Below are 23,544 nucleotides of genomic sequence, written 5' to 3' on the forward strand. Positions count from 1 at the left end.
GGTATGCGCAGTGGGCCGAGGACTTCCAGAAGTTCCTGCGGGGGCGGAGGCGCGCTGGGAGCAGGTCGAATCGCTGGCGCGCGGAGTCGTCGAGGCCGCCCGCGCGGGCGGGGAGGCGGCCGGCGGCGAGGTGCTCGGCGACCTGTTCGCCCTGGCCCAGACGATCGCGACGCTCACCGGCGGCCTGGTCAGCATCGAGGACACGGCGAACCGCGTGCTCGCGTATTCGCGGGCGGGCGACGAGGTCGACGAGCTGCGCCGGCTGTCGATCCTCGGCCGCGAAGGCCCGGAACGCTACCTCGCGATGCTGCGCGAATGGGGCGTCTACCAGCGGCTCCGCGCCGGGGAAGGGATCGTCCGGATCGACGAACGGCCCGAGCTCGGCATCCGCCGCCGCATCGCGGCGGGCATCCACGCGGGCAAGCAGCCGCTCGGCACGATCTGGGTCCAGGAGGGCGCCCAGCCGCTCACCGAACGGGCCGAGACGGCGCTGCTCGGGGCGAGCCGCACCCTGGCCCCGCAGCTGATCCGGGCCCGCACGCTGCCGAGCCCGGAACTGCGGCTGCGCGAAGACCTCCTGGCCAGCCTCCTGGAAGGGCGGCTGGACGCGGAATCCGTGGCCGACGACATCGGCGCGGATCCCGCGCGGCCGGCGCAGGTCCTGGCCTTTTCGTTGGAGCGATCGGACAACCGGCAGCTGCGGCGGGCCGAACTGGTCCACCTGATCGCCGTCCACACGGCGGCCTACCGGCGCAGCGCGCTGGTGAGCGTGATCGGCGGCCGCGTCTACGCGCTGCTGCCGGACCTGCCCGAGCACTCCGACGCGGCGGTGCTGGCGCTGGCCCGCGAAATCGCCGCCACGGCCCGCCGGCACCTGGACGTCCCGGTGCGGGCGGCCCTCGGCGGCGTCGTACCCCGCCTGTCGGAGGCGGCGGCCTCCCGCGGCGACGCCGACCGCGTCCTGGCGGCGATGACGCGCGGGCACTGGGCCGCGGACGTCGCCTCGCTCGCCGACGTCCGCGCCGAAGTGCTGCTGTCGGAGGTGCTGGCCTTCCTGGACGCGCAGCCGCGGATCCGCGACCCGCGGCTGACGACCCTCGTGGAGCACGACACCGAGCACGGCGGCATCCTCGTGCCGGCGGTCCTGGCCTGGCTGAACGCGTTCGGCGACGTCCGCGCGGCGGCGCGGGTGCTGAACATCCACCCGAACACGGTCCGGTATCGCGTCCGCCGCGCGGCCGAGGTGTCCGGAGTGGACTTCGAGGATCCGGCGCAGCGGCTGTTGACTCAGCTGCAATTGAGGCTTCGACCCTGCTAGCTTCGCGCGCGTGGATCTCTTTTCGCGCACGTGGGCGGCGTTGCGCGCCGCGGTCGCTTCCCTTCCCGATGCCGAGTTCGAGAAGCCGTCGGGCTGCCGGGGCTGGCTGGTCCGGGACCTGGTCTGCCACCTGGTGATCGACGCGCAGGACGTGCTGATCACGCTGGCCACCCCGGTGTCCTCGGCGTTGACGCACGACGCGATCACGTACTGGGCGGTGTCCGGGACCCCGCCGTCGGGCGACGACCCGCTGTCGGCGCTGATCGTCCGCCTGGCGGCGGCGTACCAGGACCCGGCGCTGCTGAAGTTCCACCTCGACGACGTGGGGTCGGCGGCGGGCCGCGCGGCGGACCTGGCGGACCCGGGAACGCGGGTGTCGACGCAGGACATGGTGCTGACCGCGGGCGACTACCTGTCGGCGTACGTGCTGGAGTGGACGTTGCACCACCTGGACCTGGTGGCGAACGTGCCGTCGGCGGCCGGGCCGCCTGCCGAGGGCCTGGCGCGCACGCGGGTGATGCTGGAGAAGATCGCGGGGGCGGAGTTCCCGCCGTCGTTCCCGGACGAGGACGTCCTGCTGGTGGCGACGGGGCGCCGCGCCCCCACCGACGCCGAGCGCGAGGCACTGGGCGACGTGGCCGCGCGGCTGCCGCTGGTGCTCGGGTGATCGTCTGGCTGAACGGCACGTTCGGCGCGGGCAAGACGACGACCGCGAGCGAGCTCGCCGGCCTGCTGGGCGCCCGGACGTTCGACACGGAGTTCGTCGGCTACCTGCTGCGCACGGCGTTCCCGGAGCACGAGGGCGACTTCCAGCACCTGCCGCTGTGGCGGCCCCTCGTCGTGGAGAACACGGCGCGGGTGCACGAACACGCCGGGACGCTGGTCATCCCGCAGACCGTCCTCGTCGAGGCGTACGCGCGGGAAATCTTCGACGGCCTGGCCGGCCGCGGCGTCCCGGTCGCCCACTTCGTGCTGCACGCCGAGGCGGCCGAGCTGCGCCGCCGGATCGAGGAGTCGGCCGACACCTTCGCCCGCCAGTGGCGACTCGACCACGTCGACCGCTACGGCGAGGCCCTGCCGTGGCTGCGCCGGTCGGCGACGCTGGTGTCCACGGAGGGGAAAACGCCGGCCGAGGTGGCGCGCGGCATCGCGGAACGGGTGCGAGCCCGCTGAAATCCGCTCCGGCGATTGTTCCACGCGGTGCCGAGGCAGCCGGAAATCCGATAACCCACGCGATCGCCGGACAATTCGGCGGCAATTCACCCGGCGGAAATGCGAAGCTCCGCCAGTTCGGCCAGCGCGGCGAAAGAATCCAGCCACGCCGATTGGTCGTAGGCGGCGGTCGTGGCGAGGATTTCGTCGGCGCCGGTCACCGCGACCAGCCTGCCCAGCCGGTCCGCCACTTCGGCCGGCGTGCCCGAAACCTGACCGTCCAAAGTCTCCTCGAGCCGCGCGCGCTCGCGGTCGGTCATCGGCGCCGCGAGAATGCCGTCGGGCGGCTCCAGGGGCGGGAAGATGCCGTGGGAGCGCGAATACACCGTCGCCCAGGCTTCCGAGACGAGCAACCGGCGCGCGTCGGCCGCCGAGTCCGCCACCGCGATCGCCGTCGACACCACCACGTACGGCTCGCGCGCCCACCCGGACGGCCGGAACCCGTTCCGGTAGCGCGTCACGGATTCGGCCAGCGCACGTTCACCGCGCACCGGGGTGATCACCAGGGGCAGCCCGAGTTCCGCGGCGAGGTCCGCGCCCGACCCGGTGGCCAGCAGGAACGGCGGCACGCGCAGCCCCTCGGCCGGGTAGGCGTGCACGCCGGGGTAAGCGTGTTCCCCGGTGAAGAAGCCGAGCAGCTCCCGGACCTGCGCGCCGAAGTCGCCGGCGTCCTCTTTGCCGTGTCCCAGCGCCGATCGGACGCCGCCGGTGAAGCCGACGGACCGGCCGAGGCCCATGTCGATCCGGCCCGGATGAAGCGCTTCCAGCACGCCGAACTGCTCCGCCACGACCAGCGGCCGGTGGTTCGGCAGCATCACGCCCCCGGTACCGACGCGGATGCGGCTCGTCGCGCTCGCGACGGCGGCGGCGAGCACGGTCGGCGCGGACCCGGCGACGCCCGGCACGCCGTGGTGCTCGGACACCCAGAACCGGTGGTAGCCCAGCCGTTCGACGGCGGCGGCGAAGGCGACGGTGTCCCGCAGCGCCTGCGCGGGCCCGCGGTCCCGCCGCACGGGCGAGCGGTCGAGCACGGAGAACAACGTCACGCGGGGTGCAACGCCGGGCGTCCGGCGGGATTCCCGTCAGGGGCGCCAGCGCTCGCTGTACTCCGGGTGGTCGGCGTAGGGCAGGGCCAGCAGGCGCAGCGTGAGGCACCAGTTGGAGCCGGCCTCGTCGGCGGGCACGTGGCAGGTCTCACACCAGTATTCGCTGCCGTAGAGCGGAAAACCGGGGACCTTCTCCGACACGGTCGTGCGGTGGGCGAGCAGGATCCGCCGGGTCGCCTCGATCTCGTTGATCATCTGGTTGACCACGTCGAGCTCGAGGTCGGTGAGCCCGCGGATCTTCTGCTCCACGGCGACCTTCGTTTCGCCGCGGTTCATCACCTCGCCGGCCTTCGCCTTGTTGACGGCCTGCATGATCAACGCCTGCCGCGCGCCCACGCGCGCCGCGAGGAAAGCGATCAGGTCGTCCACGAACGGCCTCCTTCCTCGGACCCGCTCCCCGACGGTCCCGGGGAGTCGTCGATCCGGGACCGCACGTTACGCCGTCGGAGACCAAGATCGTGACATCGCGATCGGCCGTGCAACATTTGTGACCCGAAAGGCGACAGCGGGCGCCTGGGTGATCACTCCGTGTTCGGATTGGTTCTTTCGGTCGAGCGTAAATCCCCGGTGTGGTCGCTGATCCGGTGATGACCGCCACGGCTGTGGCCGTGGTTACGAATGGTCCCGGAGGGCTGCCGCAAGCCGTGAGGTCACTCGGGACGCGCTTTGCTCGGCTGGACCCGCTTCGGCTCCCCCGGCATCTTCGGGTAGTCCGGCGGATAAGGCAGCTCGCCCAGCCCGTGGTCGCGCAGGTCCCGCTCGTACCACTCCAACGCCGTCTCCAGCCCGAACGGCGAGGCGTCCATCGGTGCGTGCAGGTCCCCGTGCTTCTCCAGGAACGCCGGGATCGTCAGCACGTCGAAGTCGTCCGCGTCCACCTCGCCCAGCAGGTCCCACGTCAACGGCGTCGACACCGTGGCGCGCGGGGTGCCGCGGACCGACCAGGCCGAAGCCACCGTCCGGTCGCGGGCCGCCTGGTTGTAGTCGAGGAACACCCGGCCCCCGCGCTCCTCCTTCCACCAGTTGACCGTCGCCTTCTCCGGGATCCGGCGAGCGACCTCGCGGCCCAGCGCGATCACCGCGTGCCGGACCGCCACGAAATCCCACTCCGGCCGGATGCGGACCAGCACGTGCACCCCGCGGCCGCCCGAGGTCTTCGGCCAGCCCGTCAGGCCCGCGTCCGCCAGGACCTCGCGGACCACCACGGCCACCTCGACCGCGTCCGCGAAGCCCGCCCGGTCCGGCGGGTCGACGTCGATCCGGAGCTCGTCGGGGTGGTCGGTGTCCGGGCGGCGGACCGGCCACGGGTGGAAGTCGAACGTGCCCAGGTTGGCCGCCCAGGCGAACACCGCGGGCTCGGTCGGGCACACCTCGGCCGCCTTGCGGCCGGACGGGAACGTGATCTCGGCGGTCGAAACCCACTCGGGCGCACCCTTCGGCACGCGCTTGGCGTAGAACCAGTCGCCCTCGACGCCGTCGACGTAGCGCTTCAGCGTCGTCGGACGCTCGCCGATCGCACGCAGCAGCGGCGCGCCGACCGTGATGTAGTGCTCCACGACCTGCCGCTTCGTGATGCCGCGCTGGGGGAAGTACACCTTGTCCGGGCTGGTGACGCGGACCGTGCGCCCGCCCACCTCGTACTCGACCGGGTCACCGTGCTTGGGCATGCGGCCACGCTAGCGCGCGGAAGCCGGCCGGTAGGCTCGAACGGGTGTCCGGCCGCACCAAGCTGATCGTCGCGCTCGCCGTGCTCGCCGCCTTCGCGGCGGCCGCGGTGCTGCTGCCGATCCCCGGTCCGGCCGACCTGCGGGCCTGGGCCGCCACCACCGGCCCCGCCACCCCGCTCGTGCTGCTCGTCGCGTACTCGCTGCTCACCGTGGCGCCCATCCCGCGCACGGTGTTCAACCTCGCCGCCGGCCTGCTCGTCGGCACCGCGGCCGGGATCGCGATCGGCCTGGTCGCCACCACCATCGCGGCCGGCCTCTCCTTCGGCCTGGCCCGGCTGCTCGGCCGCGACCTGGTCACCCGGCACCTGCACCGGTCCGCGGTGAAGACGGTCAACGACCGCCTTTCCGGCGGCGGCGTCCTCGCCATCACGTCACTGCGGTTGATCCCGGTGGTGCCGTTCGCGCCCTTCAGCTACCTCTGCGGGGTGTCCTCGGTGCGGCTCGCCCCGTACCTGGCCGGTACGCTGCTCGGCAGCGTGCCCGGCACGGTTGCCGTGGTCGTCCTCGGCGACGCCCTGACCGGCGACACGCCGCCTGCGCTGCTCGCCTGTTACGGCGTGTTCGCGCTGGCCGGAGCGATCGGGCTGGTCAAGGTGTTCAAGAAGCGGGCACCGGCCGAATCGCAGCCCGCCGGACCGGCTGGCTGACGCGAACAGCGCGCGGCCGACCGCTACACTCGATCGGGTGCGCGAAGCGGTAACGCGCTGAGCAGGGCCACCACCACCGGGAATTTCGTCAGGAGCAGTCGCCATCGACACCGGTCAGCTGATCGCGGGGCACTACCGCCTCGTCGAGCACATTGGTAGCGGTGCCATGGGTGTCGTGTGGCGCGCGACCGACGTGCGCCTCGAGCGCGACGTCGCGATCAAGCAGATCCTCCCCCAGCCGGGCGTCTCCGAGACCGAGCGCGACAACATGCGCCAGCGCGCGATGCGCGAGGCGAAGAACGCGGCCCGGTTCCAGCACCCGAACGCCATCGTCGTGTTCGACATCGCCGAGCACAACGGCGACCCGTGCCTGGTGATGGAGTACCTGAACGGGCCCAGCCTCTCCACGATCCTCGCCGAGGAGGGCACCCTCCCGCTCGGGCGGGTCGCCCGCATCGGCGAGCAGGTCGCGTCCGCGCTGGTGGCGGCCCACCGGGCCGGGATCGTGCACCGTGACGTCAAGCCGGGCAACATCCTCATCGACGAGACCGGCGCCGCGAAGATCACCGACTTCGGCATCTCCCGCGCGGCCGGCGACATGACGCTGACGGCGACCGGCCTGATCGGCGGCACGCCCGCGTACCTGGCGCCCGAACTGGCCCGCGGCGCCGACCCGGTGCCCAGCTCCGACGTCTTCGCCCTCGGCGCGACCCTCTACCAGGCGATCGAGGGCACCACGCCGTACGGCAACACGACCAACCAGCTCGCGCTGCTCTACGCGGCGGCGAACGGCCAGATCAACCCGCCGGTGCAGGCGGGCGGGGCCACCGCGCTGCTGATGAGCCTGCTGCGCAGCGAGCCGGGCGAGCGGCCGAGCATGGCCGAGGCCCGCGAGCGGCTGGCCGCGCTGGCCCGCACCGAGCCCGGCGGCATGACGGCGTCCCCGCCGCTGCTCTCCGGCGGCGCGGGCCGCAAGCCCGCCGCACCCGCGTCCGCGGACGACGGCGAGCGGCCGCCCTGGCAGCGGACGGCGAACAAGGCACCTTCGTCCCCGCCGGTCGGCACGCCCGTGCCGGCGAACAAGGCGCCGTCGAACCCGCCGCGCCCGACCGCGGCGTTCATGCCGATGCGGTCCCCGGCCGCGCCGCCGAACACCCCGCCCGGACCGGTGCCCGCGGCCGCGCCGTCGGCCAGGGCCCCCCAGTACTCGTCGGGCACCGCGAAGCCGGACAACAAGCGCAAGTTCGCGCTGTTCGCCGGCGCCGGCGCGGCGGTCGTCGTGGTCGCGGTGATCGTGTTCCTGGTCCTGAACTCCGGCAACGGCGGTTCGGGCGGCAACCAGACCGCCCAGTCGCCCGGCAACCAGCCGACGACGGGCCACAGCAGCACGCCCAAGTCCGCCAGCCCGAGCACCTCGGCGCCGCCCGCCGACCTGGGCAAGACCCCTTCCGAGGGCAAGATCACCGACTTCGGCTCGGCCGGCCGGCTGCTCGCCAACACCTTCTACCCCGCTGTCGAGCAGGGCTGGGGCCTGCTGACCCCCGCCGCGCAGGCCGTCTACGGCTCGCAGGCCGACTACCAGGCCTACTGGGCCGACCACAAGGGCGAGCTCAGCGGCTGGCAGAAGGCCACCGCGGTGGGCAACGGGTCGGACGGCTCGCTGGACCTCACGATGGAACTCAACGGCTCGCGCCGGAAGTACCACATCGTCCTGGTCGGCGGTCAGATGCTGATCGACAGCAACACCAAGCTCGACGCGAACCCCAACACAGGTCTCTGAGACGTAACGCGCGTCCGGTGGGCTGAGCGGCGCGGATGGCCTACCGTGGTGGCATGGCCGACGACGGAGCTTCACTGCCGGGCCCGAATCCTCGCTTCCACGAGGACCTGGTCGGCCTGGACCCGTACGACCCGGAGGCGCGCGCGTTCGCCGAGCACCTCGACCGCATCGAACGCTGTGGCCCGAACTACACCATCGAAGCCGCCCTCGACGGCGTCGCCGATTTCGCCGACTCCAGCAACCGCCTCGGTGGGCTGCGCTACTGGGTGTCGGCCCTCATCGTGATCCTCATCGTGCTCGGCGTGATCGTGGCCGCATGGGACATCGTGGTGCACGCCCTCGCCTGGCTCGCGGCGTAACGTGGATCGGGTGAAAGGTATGAAACCCGTTGTCGGCGCGACCCCTCGCGTCGTGAAGTCCGAGCAGGAATGGCGGGCGCAGCTCAGCCCCGACGAGTTCGCCGTGCTCCGCCAAGCGGGGACCGAACGGCCGTTCACCGGTGAGTACACCGACACCAAGGCCACCGGCGTCTACGAGTGCCGCGCGTGCGGTGCCGAGCTGTTCCGCAGCGACACGAAGTTCGAGAGCCACTGCGGCTGGCCGTCGTTCTACGACCCGGCCGACTCCGACGCCGTGCTGCTGCGCGAAGACCGCACCATGGGCATGAAGCGGATCGAGGTGCTCTGCGGCTCCTGCCACAGCCACCTCGGGCACGTCTTCGAAGGCGAGGGCTACCCGACCCCGACCGACCAGCGCTACTGCATCAACTCGATCTCGCTGAAACTGGTCACCGAGCCGTAAAACCCGCCGCCCTAAATCTCCCTTAAGCGAGCAACCCGCCGCCCTTCCTCGAACGTAGTCTCCGCACACGGACGAGGGAGGGCGGACTCATGACCGACACCTGGGGTATTCCCGGACCGGTGTTCGCGGGGCTCTACCTGGGGTTGCTGTTTCTCGTGGCGCTGGTCGCGGTAGTGCGCGCCGCGCTGCTCGCGCGGGGACGCACCGGCGGGGCACCGGACACGGCCGAAGAACTGGCGCTGCTGACCGGCGGGCGGGAGCGCGCCGGTGAACTGGTCGTCGCCCGGCTGCTCGAGCGGCAGCTGATCCGGCTCGACGGCACCGGATGCGTGCACCGCGTCCGGGGTTCGGCAACCGACGACCTGGGCCGGGCCGCACTCGCGCGGATCGGCAAGACCGGCAGCTCCGTCGACCGGGTGCGCGCCGAGGTGGCGCGCCACCTGTCCGTGGCGGACCTGGAGGCCGGGCTGGTGGCCCGCGCGCTGCTCACCGACGTCCGGAAACTGCGCCGGACCCGGCTGCTGACCGCCGTGGCGCTCTGGGCGCTGTTCGTCCTCGGCGTCGTCCGGCTGATCGCGGGCTCTTCGACCGGGCACCCCGTCGGCTTCCTGCTGGGCCTGCTCGCCCTGAACACCGTCGCGGCCGTGGTGGCCACGGTCCGCGCCGCGAACAAGCCCCAGGTGAAGGCCACCCTCGCCGGCCGGAGGGCCGCGGAAGAGGCGCGCCGCACCCGGACGCTCGTCACGGGTCCGTCCGGGGCCGTCGCGGCGGACGGCTTCGGCAGCCACCCGGAGAAGGACGTCCGGCTGGCCGTCAGCCGCGCCACGCAGCAGTCCACGGCACGCGCCGCCCGCCGCCCGCGCACCCGCTGGGCGAGCGGGGGCGGCGGCGCGGCCGTCGGCTACTACGGCGGCAGCTCCTGCGGCGGGGGCGGCAGCTCGTGCGGCGGCGGGGGCGGCGGCTGCGGTGGCGGCGGCGGCGGGGGCTGTGGTGGTTGAAACGCCGACGCGAGCGCATGCGTCTCACAGCTACGGTAACCGCGACACACTGAGGGGAGACGGGCGATGACCGACCCGTGGGGCATCTCCGGACCGGATTTCGTGGTCCTCTACATCGCGTTGCTCGGCGCCGTGCTGCTGGTCCGGCTCGTCGTGACCGGGATCGCCGTCTCCTGGGCCCGGCGGCCCGGCCGTGCGCAGCCGGGCCCGCCGCCGACCGTCTACCAGCTGGCGTTCCTGGCCGGCGGCCCCGACCGCGCGACCGACGCGGCGATCGCGGCGCTGGTGGAGCGCGGTCAGCTGCGGGTGAACAGCTACAAGCAGATCAGCAAGACCGGGACGCGGCCGGTGGAACCGCTGGAGCGGGCCGTCTTCGACATCGCGAAGCTCAAGACGACCGCGGTGATCCGGGCGAAGGTCCGCGGGTCGGCGGCCATGCGGGCGCTGGCGGACAGCCTGGACGAGCGGGGGCTGCTGTCGTCGGCGAACCGGCAGGCCAGGACGTTCGGACTGGTCCTGCAGCTGGCCGTGCTGGTGCTGGGGATCGCAAGGCTGGTCAACGGCGTCTCGCTCGGCAGGCCGGTCGGCATCCTGCTCTTCCTGACGCTGCTCGCGACCGTGCTGGCGCTGGCGTCCGCGGCCGGTCTGAAGACGGCTGCCCGTCGGCCGTCAGCCGCCGGGCACCGCGTCCTCGGCCAAGCGCGCGCCGCGGCGAGCGGGCCGATGCCGGCCGGAGCGCTCGCCGGAGGCGTGCTGCTCGGCGGCGCGGTGGCCGCCGTCGCACTGGGCGGCTGGGCGATGTACCCGGACGACGAGCTGAGCGCGGCCCTGATGCCGTCCGCGGGCTCCGGCGGCGGGGGTTCGTCGGGCGGCTCGTCGTGCTCGAGCTCGTCGTGCAGCAGCGGGTCTTCGTGCGGTTCGTCGTGCGGCGGAGGGGGCTGCGGTGGGTGAGCTGGGCATCGGGATCGGCTGGCGGCACGAGCTCGACCTGTCCATCGCGCGGCTGCCGGGCGTGGACTGGGTCGAGGTCGTCGCCGAGAACCTGCACGCCGACCACCTGCCGGAGACGCTCGTGACGCTGCGCGAGCGGGGCCTGCCGGTGCTGCCGCACGCCGTCTCGCTGTCCCTCGGCGGGGCCGAGCCGCTGGACACCGGCCGCGTCCAGCACCTCGCGGAGGTCGCGCGGGCGCTGGACGCGCCGCTGGTCAGCGACCACGTGTGCTTCGTGCGCGCGGGCGGCCTCGACTCGGGGCACCTGATGCCCCTCCCCCGCACGCGCGAGGCACTGGACGTGCTGGTGGCGAACGTCCGGCTGGCCCAGTCCATCGTGGACGTGCCGCTGGCCCTGGAGAACATCGCCGCGGTGCTCGACTGGCCGGACGCCGAGCTGACCGAGGAGCAGTTCCTCACCGAGCTGACCGACCGGACGGGCTGCCGGCTGATCATCGACGTGGCGAACCTGTACGCCAACGCCCGCAACATCGGCACGGACCCGGTGGCGTTCCTGGACGGAATCCCCTGGGAGCGGCTGGCGTACGTGCACATGGCGGGCGGCATCGAGCGCGACGGCGTCTACCACGACACGCACGCGCACCCGGTCCTGCCGGAGGTGCTGGCGCTGTTGACGGAGCTCCGCCGCCGGACGGACCCACCGGGAGTGCTGCTGGAGCGCGACGACGACTACCCGACCGACGACGAGCTGGCGGCGGAGCTGTCGGCCCTGCGGGCGGCGGTGACGGGGTGAGCCGTTCGGAGCTGGCCCGGCGCCAGGCGGAGCTGCTGCACGCGTTGCTGGCCGACGGCCCGGCCCCGGCGGGCTTCGACCCCGCCCGGCTGAAGGTGGAGGCTCAGGTGCTCCGCCGGAAGCACGGGCGGGTGCTGGCCTATCAGCGGCCCGAGCTGGCGGAGGCGCTGGGCGAGCGGTACGGGCCGCTGTTCGCGCAGTTCACGGCGGCCCGGCCGAAGAAGGCGACGGAACGGTCGGGGGCGTACGCGGACGAGTTCGTGACGTGGCTGATCGAGCACGGCCACCTCCCGAAGCCGAAGCGGCGGCTGGTGGACCGCCTCCGGCGGCGCTGATCCACAATCCCGCGGGGCGAATGCGGTGCCGGCTGGGGCGCCTTCGGCCGCGCTGACCCACAATCCCGCCAGGCGAATGCGGTGCCGGCTGGAGCACCTTCGGCCGCGCTGGTCCGCAAGGCCGCCGAGCGAAAGCCGTGCCGACCGGAGCACCTCCGGCCGCGCTGATCCACAATCCCGCCGGGGTGTGGACAACCCCGGTCTGACCAGGCTTTTCGTCGGACTGAGCCGGTAGACTGGAACTGGGGCGGCCCCCAAGGGTGGGCGGGTTCTGCTTCCGGGCGGGTTCTGCTTCCGGGCGGGTTCTGCTTCCGCGCGCAGTCCGCCTCAGGGCAGGTTCCGCTTCAGGGCGTCCAGGTCGGTTTGTCGACTCCCGGCATCCGCGTCCCGAACTCCCAGTACGGCTGCGCGCCCGGCAAGCCGCCGGCCATCCGGACCCGCGTCATCCGGCCGTAGCCGCTGTCCGTTTCCTCCAGCAGGTCGCCGTAGTCGACGTCCGCCGCCGGCGTTTCCTTGCGGCCCAGGGAATCCAGCCATCGGCCCGTGCCCGCCAGGGACAGCCCGGCTCGCCACGTTCCGCCGTCGGTGACCTGGCGGTGCAACGCCGTCATCACCGCCGCCGCCGTGAGCCAGCCCGTTGCGTGGTCCAGAGCCTGGACCGGCAGTGGTGACGGTGGCTCGCCCCACGCCAGGCCGCTCGACATCTGGACCAGGCTGTCGAACCCGCGCCGGCGCGCCCAAGGGCCTTCCCAGCCGTACGCGCTCAGGTCCGCGATCACCAAGCCCGGCCGCAGCTCGGCCAGCTCCGCGGGCCCGAACCCGATGCGCTCCAGCGCACCCGGGCGGAACGACTGGACCAGCACGTCCGCGCGGCTGATCAGCTTCTTCAGCCGCGCGCGGCCGCCCTCGGTGTCCAGCGCGACGAACGTCGAACGCTTGCCCTGGTTCGTGTCCCGCACCAGCGCCTCGACCCGCGGCAGGTGCGCGGCCCCGACGTGCAGGACGTCGGCGCCGTGCGCGGCCAGGACCCGCCCGGCCACCGGCCCGGCGAGCACGTGCGTCAGCTCCAGCACCCGGATCCCGCCCAGCGGCCGGTCCGAGTAGAACAGGGTCCGTTTCGGAGCCGAGCCCAGCGGTGTCAGCGAAACCAGCGGCAGCGACGCCACCGCCTCGCCCTGCGGGTGCGCCGCCCAGTCCGACGGCGAACGCAGCTCGGCCGCCGCTCCCCCGGCCGACACGACGGCGTGCTCCACCTCGCGCGTCCGGCGTCCGGCGACCGCCTTTTCGACGGCCTCGCGGGACCCGGGGACACCGAGGCCCCAGCACACCGCCGCTTCGTGCCGCGGGTAGTTGGCGTGCAGCCGGACCCAGCCGTCGGCCGCGCGGTAGTCGCCCGACAGCGGTGCCCAGACGGACTCCGCGCCGACGCCGTCCACCCGCAGCAGCTGCTCGCTCCGGAACGCCGCCGCCGCGTGGCGCGTGTCCGCCGTGACGACGCCGGGCTCGATGTCACGCAACCGAAGCATTTCCCCGGCGGCCAGGGTCGCCGCCGCAATCGACGCCGTGGCCGCTGCCGCCACCCGGTACGGGCCGGGCAGCACGTCTTCGGCGCCGGTCAGCTCGACCGGTCCCGGCGCGTCCCCGGTCAGGGTGCGCCAGACGCCGTCCAGGACCTCGCGCACTACGGGAGAGCCGCGACGAGCTCGGCGGGCGGCACGCGGGTGCCGGTGTAGAACGGGATCTCCTCGCGCACGTGCAGCCGCGCCTCGGTGCCGCGCAGGTGGCGCATGAGGTCGACGATCCGGTGCAGCTCGTCGGCCTCGAAGGCGAGGATCCACTCGTAGTCGCCCAGGGCGAACGACGCGACGGTGTTCGCGCGCACGTCCGGGTAGTCGCGGGCTTCCTTGCCGTGGTCGGCGAGCATCTTGCGGCGATCGGCGTCCGGCAGCAGGTACCACTCGTAGGACCGCACGAACGGGTAGACGCAGATGAACTTGCGCGCCTCTTCACCGGCCAGGAAGGCCGGGATGTGGCTCTTGTTGAACTCGGCGGGCCGGTGCAGCGCGGTCTGGCTCCAGACCGGCGTCGACGCGCGGCCCAGCGGCGTCCGGCGGAACCCGGCGTAGGCGGCCTGGACCTGCTCGATCTCCTCGGCGTGCCACCAGATCATGAAGTCGGCGTCGGCACGCAACGCGGACAGGTCGTAGACGCCGCGGACGACGACGCCCTTGGCTTCCAGCCCGTCGAGGTACTCCGCGGTCTCACGGCCGGCGGTCCCGCGGTCCTCGCCCAGCCGCCCCGGCTCGATCCGGAAGACCGACCAGGTGGTGTAGCGGATGGTGTCGTTGAGCTCGTTGTAGTTGACCCGCGCCATGTCCCCATCCTGTCACCGCGGCGGCACCGTCGCCGCCACGGGTCGGGGTGAGAGCACTCACGCGGTCAGGTGCGCGGCGATCCGCTGCGCCGCGGCTTCCGCCGTCGCGACACAGGCCGGCAGCCCGACCCCGTGCAGGGTCGCCCCGGCGATCGCCAGGCCCGGTACCTCCGCGACGGCCTTTTCGATCCGCTCGACGCGGTCGAGGTGCCCGGCGCCGTACTGCGGCAGCCCGCCGCCCCACCGCGTCACCAGCGTCTCCACCGGCGCCGCCGTCACGCCGGTCAGCCGGGCGAGGTCGTCGCGGACCACGCGGACCAGCTCGACGTCGTCGAACTGCAGCGCGCCCGGCTCGCCGAACCGGCCGACCGAGCCGCGGACCAGGACCGGCCCGGTGCCGTAGTGGGCCCACTTCCGGGACGAAAACGTGAACGCCTTCGACGCGTACGGCACGCCCGAAGCGTCCCGCTCGCCCTGGCCGATCAGGATCCCCGACGCCTCCGGCAGCGCGGTGCCGGGCGGCAGCGCCAGCGCGACCACCGCCATCGACGCCAGCTCGACCTCGCCGAAGGCCGCCGAAGCCGCCGGGACGACGTCGGTGAGCAGGCGGCGGGCCGACGGCGCGGGCACCGCGAGCACGACCGCGTCCGCTTCGGCGAGGTTGTCCGCCGGCGCGTGCGCGGTCGGTGCCGCGCCGATGCGCAGCCGCCAGCCGTCGCCGTGCCGGTCGATCTCGCACACCGGCAGGCCGGTGCGCAGCTCGGCGCCGGAGGCCGCGGTCAGCCGGTCGATCACCGTGCCGAGGCCGCCCGGGACGGTGCCGAACACCGGCGCCGTCGACGGGTTCGCCGGCAGCTGCGCGGCGGCCGCCGCGGTCAGCGAGCCCGCGCCCGCCGCCAGCGCGGCGGCCAGGCCGGGCATGGTGGCGCGCAGGCCGAGGCCGTCGGCGCCACCCGCGTAGACGCCACCGAGCAGCGGGTCGACCAGCCGGTCCACCAGTTCGTCGCCGAACCGCTCGCGCAGCAACGGCCCCAGCGGCACGTCGCCGCCCGGCAGCCGCAGCTCGGGCAGCGACGGCTCGGCTTCGACCGCGTGGCGCCCCGCCTCGGAAAGCACCCCGGCCACCGACTCCGCGGACGCCGGCACGCCCATCACCGTGCCGGGCGGCAGCCCGGTGACGGCGCCGCCCGCGTGGATCTTCGCCCGGGCCTTCGTCGGGTGGACGACGTCGAGCCCGAGCTCGCGGGCCAGCGCGAGCATTTCCGGGCGGCGGACGAGGAAGGCCTCGGCGCCGACGTCGTAGGGCACCCCGGCCAGCTCGGCGGTGCGCAGCTTCCCGCCCGGGGCCGTCGTCTTCTCGAAGACGGTGATCTCGGCTTCGGGGCCGAGCAGCCGCCGCAGCCGGTACGCCGCGGTCAGCCCGGAAACGCCGCCCCCGACGACCGCGACGCGCTTCACAGCTCGTGCACCAGCCCGACCACGCGGGTCAGCACGTCGGGATCGACGCCCGGCAGCACGCCGTGGCCCAGGTTGAAGATGTGGCCGTCGGCCGCTTTGCCCTCTTCGACGATCCGCCGGACCTCGGCCTCCAGCACCGGCCAGGACGCGTGCAGCAGCGCCGGGTCGAGGTTGCCCTGGACGATCGCTCGCCCACCGAGGCGCCGCACGGCTTCGTCGAGCGGGATCCGCCAGTCGACGCCGACGACGTCGGCGCCCGCGTCGCGCATCGCGGCCAGGAGCTCGCCGGTGCCGACGCCGAAGTGGATGCGCGGCACGCCGTACTCCGCGACGCCCGCGAGGACCTTGGCCGAGTGCGGCAGGACGAACTCGCGGTAGTCCCGCTCGGACAGCGCCCCGGCCCAGGAGTCGAACAGCTGCACCGCGTCGACGCCGGCGTCGAGCTGGGCGCGCAGGAAGGTCAGGGCGACGTCGGCCAGCCGCCCGGCCAGCTCGTGCCACACCTCGGGCGAGGTGTGCATCAGCGCCTTGGTGTGCTCGTGGTTGCGGCTCGGGCCGCCCTCGATGAGGTAGCTGGCCAGCGTGAACGGCGCGCCGGCGAACCCGATCAGCGGGGTGCCGCCGAGCCGCTCGACCAGCAGCCGGACGCCGTCGGCGACCTGCGAGACCTGCTCGGGCTCGAGCTCCGGCAGCGCTTTCACCGCGGCGAGGTCGCGCACCGGCGTCGCGACCACCGGGCCGGTGCCGGGCACGATGTCGATGTCGACCCCGGCCGCCTTGAGCGGCACCACGATGTCGCTGTACAGGATGGCCGCGTCGACGCCGTGGCGGCGGACCGGCTGCAGCGTGATCTCGGCGAGCATCTCGGGATCGAAACAGGAATCGAGCATCGGCACGCCCTCGCGCAGCGCGCGGTACTCGGGCAGCGAGCGGCCGGCCTGGCGCATGAACCAGACGGGCGTGCGGGCCGGGCGTTCACCGCGCGCGGCGGCCAGGAACGGGGCTTCGGGCAGCTCGCGGCGACCGGACGGGACGGCGTGGCGCGGCAGGGGCGTGGTCTGAGACATCGTGGTCAATCGTGCCACGAGCCCGGGCGGGCCGTTCTCTCGGCGCGCCTGCGCCCGCAACAGGGCGTGCCCGCCCTAAAGTCGGTGCGTGACCGCGATGACGCCAGTGCCCGAACTCTTCCGCGAAGCAGTCGCGGCGCTGCAGTCCGTCCGGCCCCGCCGGGAGGTGCTGCTGGAGCCGATGCGCGCGCCGCAGCGGCTCGCGCCGTGGTCGTACGCGGTCAGCTGCGAAGTGTCCGGGCCCGCCGACGTGCTGGCCTCGGGACGGCTGGTCCTGCTGCACGACCCGGACGGCCAGGACGGCTGGGACGGCGTGCTGCGCCTCGTCATGTACGTGCGCGCGGAGCTGGACCGGGAGCTGGCGACGGACCCGTTCTTGCCGGCGGTCGGCTGGTCGTGGCTGACCGACGCGCTGGAAGTGTCCGGGGCGAGCTGGAAGGCACTGGGCGGCACGGTGACGGAGACGTCGTCGGCCCGCTTCGGCGACCTCTCCGGCCCGGCCCGCACAGACGACCTGGAGCTGCGGGCGTCGTGGACGCCGACGGACGCGGGACTGCTGCCCCACGGGCAGGCCTTCTGCCAGGTGATGGCGAGCGTCGTGGGCCTGCCCCCGGTCGGGGTGACCCTCTTCGGGCAGCGCCAGGGCTCCTGACCCGGCGTCCGGGCGATCTTCGGCAACGAATCGGCAACGGCCGGCCGGCCCGGGCCGTCCCCGGAGCGCTCCTTGTACGGATGTGAGCAAAATTCACGTCCAAAGAACGCTGTTCACCCGGCCCCGGGCCGCTGAGATGCCGCCTCGCGGGCCGAGTACCGCGGATGACCACCGGGGCACCCCCGGGCGCCGCGGCCATCCCCGAGGTCGTTTCACGTCTCCTCGTTCGTGACTCCTCGCGGTCACGCACCGCAACAAGATCAAAACGAGGGCCCCACGGTCACCAGCACCCCGCAACAGACACGGACAGTCACGGCTCCGGGCGTGGACAGGCGCTCCGGAAGCCTCGTGAGGGAGTCGATCAAGCCCCGGCCGGAGCCACATTCCGGGGGTCGGGGGCGCCCATCCGGACCCCCGCCACTAGGCGCACCGGCAGCTGCACGCCTCATCTGCACGGCCATTTGGGCGCCGGTAACTCCTTAGCATCGTGTTCACTGGGCTATCCGTTAGCAACCGGCCGTGTACTAGCCCGATCGTGTTACTACGAACCCACTGAGTGACTGTTCGTTTGAGATAGATACCCATTCGATCCCCCCGCAACGGCCTCAGGGCGGCTACAGTGCCTTCGACGACACCACTTTCGGTCTAAAGCTGGCGCGGCTGAACGGCCGAAGGTCCCGGTGCCGGTCGGGGGGCACGACCGACTCCAGGGAGGTAGTGACGTGGCTACCGTCGGCTTATCTCAGGCCGTCCGATCCACGCCAGCCGGTGCTTTGCCGGCGAGCATGGTTCCGCACCCGCGGGAAGAGCTTTTTTCCGTGTTGGTGGTCGATGACCACCCGCTGTTGAGGGAGGCAATCGCAGCAAGACTCGCACAGATGGGTGCGGGAACCGTCCACGAAGCCGCCACGGTGGCCGAGGCGAGGGCGCGAGCACAGGCCACTGGGCCTTGTGACCTGGCGATCCTCGATCTCGGACTGCCGGACGGCAGCGGCATCGAGCTGGTTACGGAACTCCGTAGCCACGGCTGGCCGCGCGTGGTCGTACTCGCATCCTCGGACGACCCGTACGCGGTCCGCTCGGCCTTCCAGGCCGGGGCCCAGGCGTACCTGCTGAAGTCCGCGTCGCCGGTCGTCGTGACCGATGGCGTGCGGCGCGTGCTCGAAGGCGGCGTCTACGCCGACCCGAGCGTGGCTCCGGTGCTGGCCACCGGGACCCGCGTCGCGGGCACCGACAACACCCCGCGCGAGCTGTCCGCTCGTGAGGTGGAGGTGCTCCAGCTGGTCGCCGACGGGCAGTCCAACAAGGAGATCGGCGAGGAGCTTTCGCTCTCCGCCCTCACCGTCAAGTCCCACCTCTCCCGGATCGGGCGCAAGCTCGGCACGGGCGACCGGGCACAGATGGTGGCGCTGGCCATGCGAGCCGGCGTCATCCGCTGACGAAAGCACACCTCCCTGCGGGGCGGGCGGACCAGGCGCGGTACGCCCGTCCCGTAGGGTCGTCAACCATGGGAAGCACTGAGGCCGAGGACACCGGGATGGAGATCGAGTCCACGGGCGGCCCTGTGCTGCTACGCGAACCCGCCGAGGGCACACCCCCGGTGATCACCGACGCGGCCGCGCTGGCCGAGGCCTGCGCGAAGCTCGCCGCGGGCTCCGGTGCGGTCGCCGTCGACACCGAACGCGCGTCCGGCTACCGGTACTTTCCCAAGGCCTATCTCGTGCAGCTGCGCCGCGAAGGTTCCGGCACGGTGCTGATCGACCCGATCGCGCTGGACGGCGAACTCGCCCCGCTGCGCGAAGTCCTGAATTCCCTGGAGTGGGTGCTGCACGCCGCCTCCCAGGACCTCCCCTGCCTCGCCGAGCTGGGCCTGCACCCGGCGGCGCTGTTCGACACCGAGCTGGCCGGCCGGCTGGCGGGCTACGAACGCGTCGCGCTGGGGACGCTCGTCGAGCTGCTGCTGGGGTACACCCTCGAGAAGGGCCACAGCGCGGCCGACTGGTCGAAGCGGCCGCTGCCGGTCGACTGGCTGAACTACGCCGCCCTCGACGTCGAGCTGCTCGTCCAGCTGCGCGAAAAGCTGGAAGCGGAGCTGGGCGCCCAGGGCAAGCTGGAGTGGGCGCGGCAGGAGTTCGAGTTCGTGCGGACGGCCCCGCCGCCGCCCCCGCGGGCCGAGCCGTGGCGCCGGACGTCCGGTGTGCACAAGATCCGCAGCCCGCGCGGCCTCGCGGCCGTCCGCGAACTGTGGCAGGCGCGGGACGAGCTGGCCCGCAAACGCGATCGCGCGCCGAGCCGGATCCTCCCGGACAGCGCGATCGTCAACGCCGTCACGGCCGACCCCAAGACGGTCGAAGAGCTGCAGGCGCTGCCGGTGTTCAGCGGCCGCGTCCAGCGCAAGTACACGGCGAGCTGGCTGCGCCACCTGCAGGCGGCCCGCGCGCTGCCGGCTTCGGAACTGCCGTCGCCGTCCCAGCCGACGGACGGCCCGCCCCCGGTGAACCGCTGGGCGGACAAGGACCCGGACGCGGCGGCCCGCTTGTCGGCGGCCCGTGCGGCCTTGACGGCCATCGCGGAGGACCGCCGGCTCCCGGTGGAGAACCTGCTGCTGCCGGACCTGGTCCGGCGCACGTGCTGGCGTCCCCCGGCCGAAACGGACGAGGACTCGGTGGCGGAGGTCCTGCGTGCGAGCGGCGCCCGGCCGTGGCAGGTCGAGCTGACGGCGGCGGTGCTGAGCAAGGCGTTGCAGACCACCGCTTCCTGAACGGACAGATCCGGGACAGTTCCCGGAATCGTTCTGCCCCGGTCATCGGCTGCCCTAGGCTGCGCCGGAAAACCCGCACCGCCCGAAGGTATCTCGATGACCGATTTCATGTCCGATCAGCCCGCCGTGCAGTGCTTTCTCAGCTTCACCCACGAAGATGACAGTTTCCTGAATTTCGTCACACCGCTCAAGAATTCGCTGGAGAAGTTCTGCGCCTCGGCGCACGGGCGCAAGGTCGAAGTGTTCGTGGACCGTGAAAGCATCGGGTGGGGCGAGGATTGGCGGACGAAGATCCAGGACGGGCTCAACGCCGCGATGGTGTTCGTCCCGGTCATCTCGATGAACTACTTCTACGAAAGCAGCGCCTGCCGGGAAGAGCTCACCGCGTTCTACGCCAAGGCGAACGAGCTCGGCCTCACGCAGCTGATCCTGCCCCTGATCGTGCTGGGGCACGAGCTGATCACCGGCCAGAGCGACGACGCCAACATCCGGATCATCGAGAAGCTGCAGTACGTCGACATCAAGGACGCCGTGCTGGCCGGAGCCGGCACCGCGGAATGGCGGCGCACGATGGACGTGGTGGCGGACAAGCTGATCAGGGCGATCCGCTCCGCGGAGGCGACCCTCGAAAAGCTCAAGAAGTGCGACCGGCTGCTCCTCGCCGGCGTCCCCCCGGAACGGGACGGGCCGCGGCTCCAGGAATACAAGGAAAACCTCACGAAGATCGGCGTGCTGCTGGAACGGCAGTTCGACGCGATCAGCCACTCGCTCGACGAGCTGGGCGAGGAAATGCGCCAGCTGACCGGCGACGTGGCCGGGCTGCGCCCGGAAGCGATCAAGGCGCGGGTGGTCCGCGCGGCCGACGCGATCAAACCGATGGCGGTCAACATCCAGCAGGTCGGCACGGCGTTCGAGACCACAGTGGCGGAAACCGATTCGACGATCCGTTCGTACATGCGCCTGATGGACTCGCACATGACATCGGAGCTGCTGGACCGCGCGCGCCGCGAATACGACGAATTCGTCGAGATGCTGACCGGGCTGATGGCACTGGAGGCCCGGATCACCGAGTTCCTGACGCAGATCCGCCCGCTGGAAGCGATCAACGCGCCCCTGCGCGCGGCGATCCGCCCCCTGCGTGTCGGGGCGCAGTCGATGCAGCTGGGAATGCGCACGATGCGCGAACTGTCCCGGATCATCAGCAGCCTGCTGAGCGGCTGCGGCTCTCGTCCCGGCGCGGCCCGCTAGTCCGCGAGGGTCGCCAGCAGCCGGTGCGCCTCCGCGCGCAGCTCGTCCGCCGGCTCCGCTCCCACCAGCCGGACCACTCCGTCGGCTCCCTCGCGCACGTGGGCCTCGACGTCCAGCGCCGGGTCGTCGCGGCGGATCACCGCGATGCTCTCCACCAAGCCGAACACCAGGTCCGTCCGGATCGCGACGGCCGAAGGTGCCACGCCCGAAGCCGCCACCAGCCGGCCGTACGCCGCCTTCAGTTCCGCTCGCTCGACGCGGAACCTCGCCAGGTTGGGCGAACCGACCTCGGGCAGCAGGTACAACGCGCCCAGGTTGTGCCGGGCTCCGCCGAGCAGGCCGATATCCGCGTACGCGAGTGCCCACAACCGGACCGCCGCCGGGGCCGCGCCCGCGACGAGGCGGGCCGCCAGGGCCAGTGACGGGCGGACCGTCTCGGCCAGCAGGGCCGCGAGGATGTCTTCCTTCGCCGGGAAGTGGTAGTAGAGCGACGCCTGGCGCAAGCCCGCGCGTTCGGCGATCGCTCTGGTCGTCGTGGCCGCGTACCCGGCTCCGGTGAACAGCTCACCCGCCGCCTCGAGCACCGCCTGGCGCGCGTCCGGGCGGCTCGCCGCCGCTCCGCTCGCCCTCGGCCTGCCGACTCCCGACCCGTTGCCCACGGACGTGATCTTGCCAGGTCCGCCGCCGCGACACGCGCACGGAGGCGCGGTTACGCCCGGATGTCGTCATTGACGCCGTGTCGGTCCGGGCGTTAACCGGTCTCTAACACGGCGGAGATCATCACGTCGCGGCCGAGACCTAATTTCTGTCGAGCGATCGAAACAAGGAGCCCCGCATGACGCCACCCGACGAACTCGCCGCCTTCGGTTACCGCCAAGAGCTCCGCCGGTCGCTGGGCGGGTTCTCCGCCTTCGCCGCCGGCTTCTCCTTCGTCTCCATCCTCACCACCGTCTTCCAGCTCTTCGGCTTCGGCTACACCTTCGGCGGACCGCTCTTCTTCTGGACCTGGCCGGTCGTGCTGGCGGGTCAACTGCTCGTCGCGCTGATGTTCGCCGAGCTCGCCGCCCGCTACCCGCTCGCCGGATCCGTGTACCAGTGGGCGAAACAGCTCAGCAAGGGCTTCCTCGGCTGGCTGGCCGGCTGGATGATGCTGCTCGGCTGCATCGTCGCCCTCGCCGCGGCCGCGATCGCGCTGCAGGTCGTGCTCCCCTCGGTGTGGGACGGCTTCCAGTTCGTCGGCGGCGATCCGTCGGTGACGTCGCCGTCCGGCGCGGCCAACGCCGTGCTGCTCGGCACCCTGCTGCTCGTCTTCACCACCGCGGTCAACACCGGCGGCGTCCGGCTGATGGCGCGGATCAACGACGTCGGCGTCGCGGCCGAGCTCCTCGGTGTCCTCGTCCTCATCGCCGGGCTGGCGCTGTTCGCCGTCCGCGGTCCGCAGGTGGTGCTGCACGACGCGCCCGGCACCAGCGCCGGGATCGGCGGCGTGCTCGCTTCGGCACTCATGGCGGCGTACGTGCTCTACGGCTTCGACACCGCCGCATCGGTCGCCGAGGAGACGAAGGACGCGCGCAAGGCGGCTCCGCGGGCGGTGCTGCGCGCCGTGCTCGTCTCCGGGATCGGCGGCCTCGCCGTGGTCGTCACCGCGTTGATGGCCGCGCCGAGCCTCACCGACGGGCAGCTCGCCGGCCACGGCCTGCCGTACGTGATCACCGCCGTCTTCGGCGACACCCTCGGCCGGGTCTTCCTCGCCGACGTCGCGATCGCCGTCGTCGTCTGCACCCTGACCATCCAGACCGGCACCGTCCGGCTGATCTACGCGATGGCCCGCGACGGCGCGCTCCCCGCTTCCGCCCGCCTCGCCGGGGTCAGCCCGCGCACCGGGACGCCGGTCGCGCCCGCGTTGCTGTCGGGCGCGCTCGCCATCGGGCTGCTGCTGCTCAACGTCGGCAACCCGACGCTGTTCAGCACGATCACCGGGACGTCGGTGGTGGTCGTCTACCTGGCTTACCTGCTGGTGACCGGGCCGCTGCTGGTGAACCGGCTGCGCGGGCGGTTCCCGGCCGAGCCGGGCCGGTTCTCCCTCGGTCGCTGGGGCGTTCCGCTGAACGGGGCAGCGGTCCTGTACGGGATCGGCATGATCGTGAACATCGCCTGGCCGCGTGCGGAGATCTACGATCTCGCCGGTTCGGGCTCCCCCTGGATGCTCTTGTTCCCGATAGAGTTCGTCGGCGGCGCACTGGTGATCGGCTGGCTCTGCTGGCTGCGGCTGCGCCCCGCTCCCGCCCTCGAACCCGCGACCTGAGAGAGGACGAC

At 72.6% G+C, this 23,544-nt stretch carries 24 protein-coding genes; 16 read left to right on the top strand and 8 right to left on the bottom strand.

Going from position 1 to position 23,544, the window contains the following annotated elements; translation table 11 throughout:
* The 3 genes from ACFVYA_RS28645 to ACFVYA_RS28655 form a co-directional block, all read left to right on the top strand.
* Positions 1-1,318 (top strand): PucR family transcriptional regulator (locus ACFVYA_RS28645; protein ID WP_387049338.1); only part of this gene is annotated, 1,318 nt, incomplete at its 5' end.
* A gap of 10 nt (positions 1,319-1,328) precedes the next feature.
* Positions 1,329-1,985 (top strand): maleylpyruvate isomerase N-terminal domain-containing protein, encoded by a 657-nt coding sequence (locus tag ACFVYA_RS28650; RefSeq protein WP_387049340.1) that lies wholly within the window; start codon positions 1,329-1,331, stop codon positions 1,983-1,985.
* The gene (locus tag ACFVYA_RS28655) at positions 1,982-2,491 is read left to right on the top strand and encodes an AAA family ATPase (protein ID WP_387049341.1); all 510 of its coding nucleotides are present in this window, start codon (positions 1,982-1,984) and stop codon (positions 2,489-2,491) included. Before ACFVYA_RS28650 ends, ACFVYA_RS28655 begins: the two co-directional genes overlap by 4 nt.
* Positions 2,492-2,577: 86 nt before the next feature.
* On the opposite strand, the gene ACFVYA_RS28660 is transcribed toward ACFVYA_RS28655, so the two are convergent.
* The 3 genes from ACFVYA_RS28660 to ACFVYA_RS28670 all read right to left on the bottom strand — a co-directional run bounded on the left by ACFVYA_RS28660 (position 2,578) and on the right by ACFVYA_RS28670 (position 5,303).
* Entirely contained in the window at positions 2,578-3,576 is a 999-nt protein-coding gene (locus ACFVYA_RS28660; protein WP_387049342.1) for an LLM class flavin-dependent oxidoreductase, read from the bottom strand.
* 36 nt (positions 3,577-3,612) lie between these two features.
* The gene (locus ACFVYA_RS28665; protein ID WP_013224525.1) at positions 3,613-4,005 is read right to left on the bottom strand and encodes a DUF6221 family protein; all 393 of its coding nucleotides are present in this window, start codon (positions 4,003-4,005) and stop codon (positions 3,613-3,615) included.
* Between the two features lie 281 nt (positions 4,006-4,286).
* The gene (locus tag ACFVYA_RS28670; RefSeq protein ID WP_387049344.1) at positions 4,287-5,303 is read right to left on the bottom strand and encodes a DNA polymerase domain-containing protein; all 1,017 of its coding nucleotides are present in this window, start codon (positions 5,301-5,303) and stop codon (positions 4,287-4,289) included.
* A gap of 44 nt (positions 5,304-5,347) precedes the next feature.
* Here ACFVYA_RS28670 and ACFVYA_RS28675 point away from each other — a divergent pair, with 44 nt between their 5' ends.
* From ACFVYA_RS28675 to ACFVYA_RS28710, 8 genes are all read left to right on the top strand, one after another.
* Entirely contained in the window at positions 5,348-6,010 is a 663-nt protein-coding gene (locus ACFVYA_RS28675) for a TVP38/TMEM64 family protein (protein WP_387049345.1), read from the top strand.
* Between the two features lie 166 nt (positions 6,011-6,176).
* Complete coding sequence (locus ACFVYA_RS28680; RefSeq protein ID WP_387049347.1) at positions 6,177-7,790, top strand: protein kinase; 1,614 nt, start codon at positions 6,177-6,179, stop codon at positions 7,788-7,790.
* A gap of 53 nt (positions 7,791-7,843) precedes the next feature.
* The gene (locus ACFVYA_RS28685) at positions 7,844-8,149 is read left to right on the top strand and encodes a hypothetical protein (RefSeq protein ID WP_199191365.1); all 306 of its coding nucleotides are present in this window, start codon (positions 7,844-7,846) and stop codon (positions 8,147-8,149) included.
* 19 nt (positions 8,150-8,168) lie between these two features.
* A complete protein-coding gene (gene msrB / locus ACFVYA_RS28690) occupies positions 8,169-8,591 on the top strand; it encodes a peptide-methionine (R)-S-oxide reductase MsrB (RefSeq protein WP_285989916.1) in 423 nt (140 codons plus the stop codon).
* An 89-nt stretch (positions 8,592-8,680) separates the two neighbouring features.
* Entirely contained in the window at positions 8,681-9,589 is a 909-nt protein-coding gene (locus ACFVYA_RS28695; RefSeq protein ID WP_387049349.1) for a TIGR04222 domain-containing membrane protein, read from the top strand.
* 66 nt (positions 9,590-9,655) lie between these two features.
* Positions 9,656-10,540 (top strand): TIGR04222 domain-containing membrane protein, encoded by an 885-nt coding sequence (locus ACFVYA_RS28700; RefSeq protein WP_387049351.1) that lies wholly within the window; start codon positions 9,656-9,658, stop codon positions 10,538-10,540.
* Positions 10,533-11,333 carry a DUF692 domain-containing protein gene (locus ACFVYA_RS28705; RefSeq protein ID WP_387049353.1) on the top strand — a complete coding sequence of 267 codons (801 nt, stop codon included), beginning with the start codon at positions 10,533-10,535 and terminating at the stop codon, positions 11,331-11,333. Before ACFVYA_RS28700 ends, ACFVYA_RS28705 begins: the two co-directional genes overlap by 8 nt.
* The gene (locus tag ACFVYA_RS28710) at positions 11,330-11,668 is read left to right on the top strand and encodes a hypothetical protein (protein ID WP_387049355.1); all 339 of its coding nucleotides are present in this window, start codon (positions 11,330-11,332) and stop codon (positions 11,666-11,668) included. Before ACFVYA_RS28705 ends, ACFVYA_RS28710 begins: the two co-directional genes overlap by 4 nt.
* Positions 11,669-12,012: 344 nt before the next feature.
* On the opposite strand, the gene ACFVYA_RS28715 is transcribed toward ACFVYA_RS28710, so the two are convergent.
* Genes ACFVYA_RS28715 through hemE form a run of 4 tightly spaced genes read right to left on the bottom strand, consistent with a single transcriptional unit; the run spans position 12,013 to position 16,567 of the window.
* Complete coding sequence (locus ACFVYA_RS28715; RefSeq protein ID WP_387049357.1) at positions 12,013-13,350, bottom strand: CoA transferase; 1,338 nt, start codon at positions 13,348-13,350, stop codon at positions 12,013-12,015.
* Entirely contained in the window at positions 13,350-14,042 is a 693-nt protein-coding gene (gene hemQ / locus ACFVYA_RS28720; protein WP_013224514.1) for a hydrogen peroxide-dependent heme synthase, read from the bottom strand. The genes ACFVYA_RS28715 and hemQ overlap by 1 nt, the downstream gene beginning before the upstream one ends.
* A 57-nt stretch (positions 14,043-14,099) precedes the next feature.
* Positions 14,100-15,500: a protoporphyrinogen oxidase gene (gene hemG / locus ACFVYA_RS28725; protein ID WP_387049359.1), complete on the bottom strand. Its 1,401-nt coding sequence runs from the start codon at positions 15,498-15,500 to the stop codon at positions 14,100-14,102.
* On the bottom strand, positions 15,497-16,567 hold the full coding sequence (hemE, locus tag ACFVYA_RS28730) for a uroporphyrinogen decarboxylase (RefSeq protein WP_387049361.1): 1,071 nt from the start codon (positions 16,565-16,567) through the stop codon (positions 15,497-15,499). Before hemE ends, hemG begins: the two co-directional genes overlap by 4 nt.
* Positions 16,568-16,655: 88 nt before the next feature.
* Between hemE and ACFVYA_RS28735 the strand changes: the two genes are divergently transcribed.
* The 4 genes from ACFVYA_RS28735 to ACFVYA_RS28750 all read left to right on the top strand — a co-directional run bounded on the left by ACFVYA_RS28735 (position 16,656) and on the right by ACFVYA_RS28750 (position 21,228).
* Complete coding sequence (locus tag ACFVYA_RS28735) at positions 16,656-17,219, top strand: DUF3000 domain-containing protein (RefSeq protein WP_285989908.1); 564 nt, start codon at positions 16,656-16,658, stop codon at positions 17,217-17,219.
* 722 nt (positions 17,220-17,941) lie between these two features.
* The gene (locus ACFVYA_RS28740; RefSeq protein ID WP_033291604.1) at positions 17,942-18,658 is read left to right on the top strand and encodes a response regulator transcription factor; all 717 of its coding nucleotides are present in this window, start codon (positions 17,942-17,944) and stop codon (positions 18,656-18,658) included.
* Between the two features lie 98 nt (positions 18,659-18,756).
* Positions 18,757-19,980 (top strand): HRDC domain-containing protein, encoded by a 1,224-nt coding sequence (locus ACFVYA_RS28745; RefSeq protein ID WP_387049409.1) that lies wholly within the window; start codon positions 18,757-18,759, stop codon positions 19,978-19,980.
* Positions 19,981-20,076: 96 nt separating this feature from the next.
* Positions 20,077-21,228 (top strand): toll/interleukin-1 receptor domain-containing protein, encoded by a 1,152-nt coding sequence (locus ACFVYA_RS28750; RefSeq protein WP_387049362.1) that lies wholly within the window; start codon positions 20,077-20,079, stop codon positions 21,226-21,228.
* Here the strand turns inward: ACFVYA_RS28750 and ACFVYA_RS28755 are convergent.
* Positions 21,225-21,887 carry a TetR/AcrR family transcriptional regulator gene (locus ACFVYA_RS28755; protein WP_387049363.1) on the bottom strand — a complete coding sequence of 221 codons (663 nt, stop codon included), beginning with the start codon at positions 21,885-21,887 and terminating at the stop codon, positions 21,225-21,227. The two genes, ACFVYA_RS28750 and ACFVYA_RS28755, sit on opposite strands and share 4 nt — an antisense overlap.
* Positions 21,888-22,063: 176 nt before the next feature.
* Between ACFVYA_RS28755 and ACFVYA_RS28760 the strand changes: the two genes are divergently transcribed.
* Positions 22,064-23,533, top strand: a complete 1,470-nt coding sequence (locus ACFVYA_RS28760; protein ID WP_387049365.1) for an amino acid permease — start codon at positions 22,064-22,066, stop codon at positions 23,531-23,533.
* Positions 23,534-23,544: the final 11 nt, after the last annotated feature.

Origin of the sequence: Amycolatopsis sp. NPDC058278 (assembly GCF_042881395.1) — a bacterium.
Taxonomy (GTDB): Bacteria; Actinomycetota; Actinomycetes; order Mycobacteriales; family Pseudonocardiaceae; genus Amycolatopsis.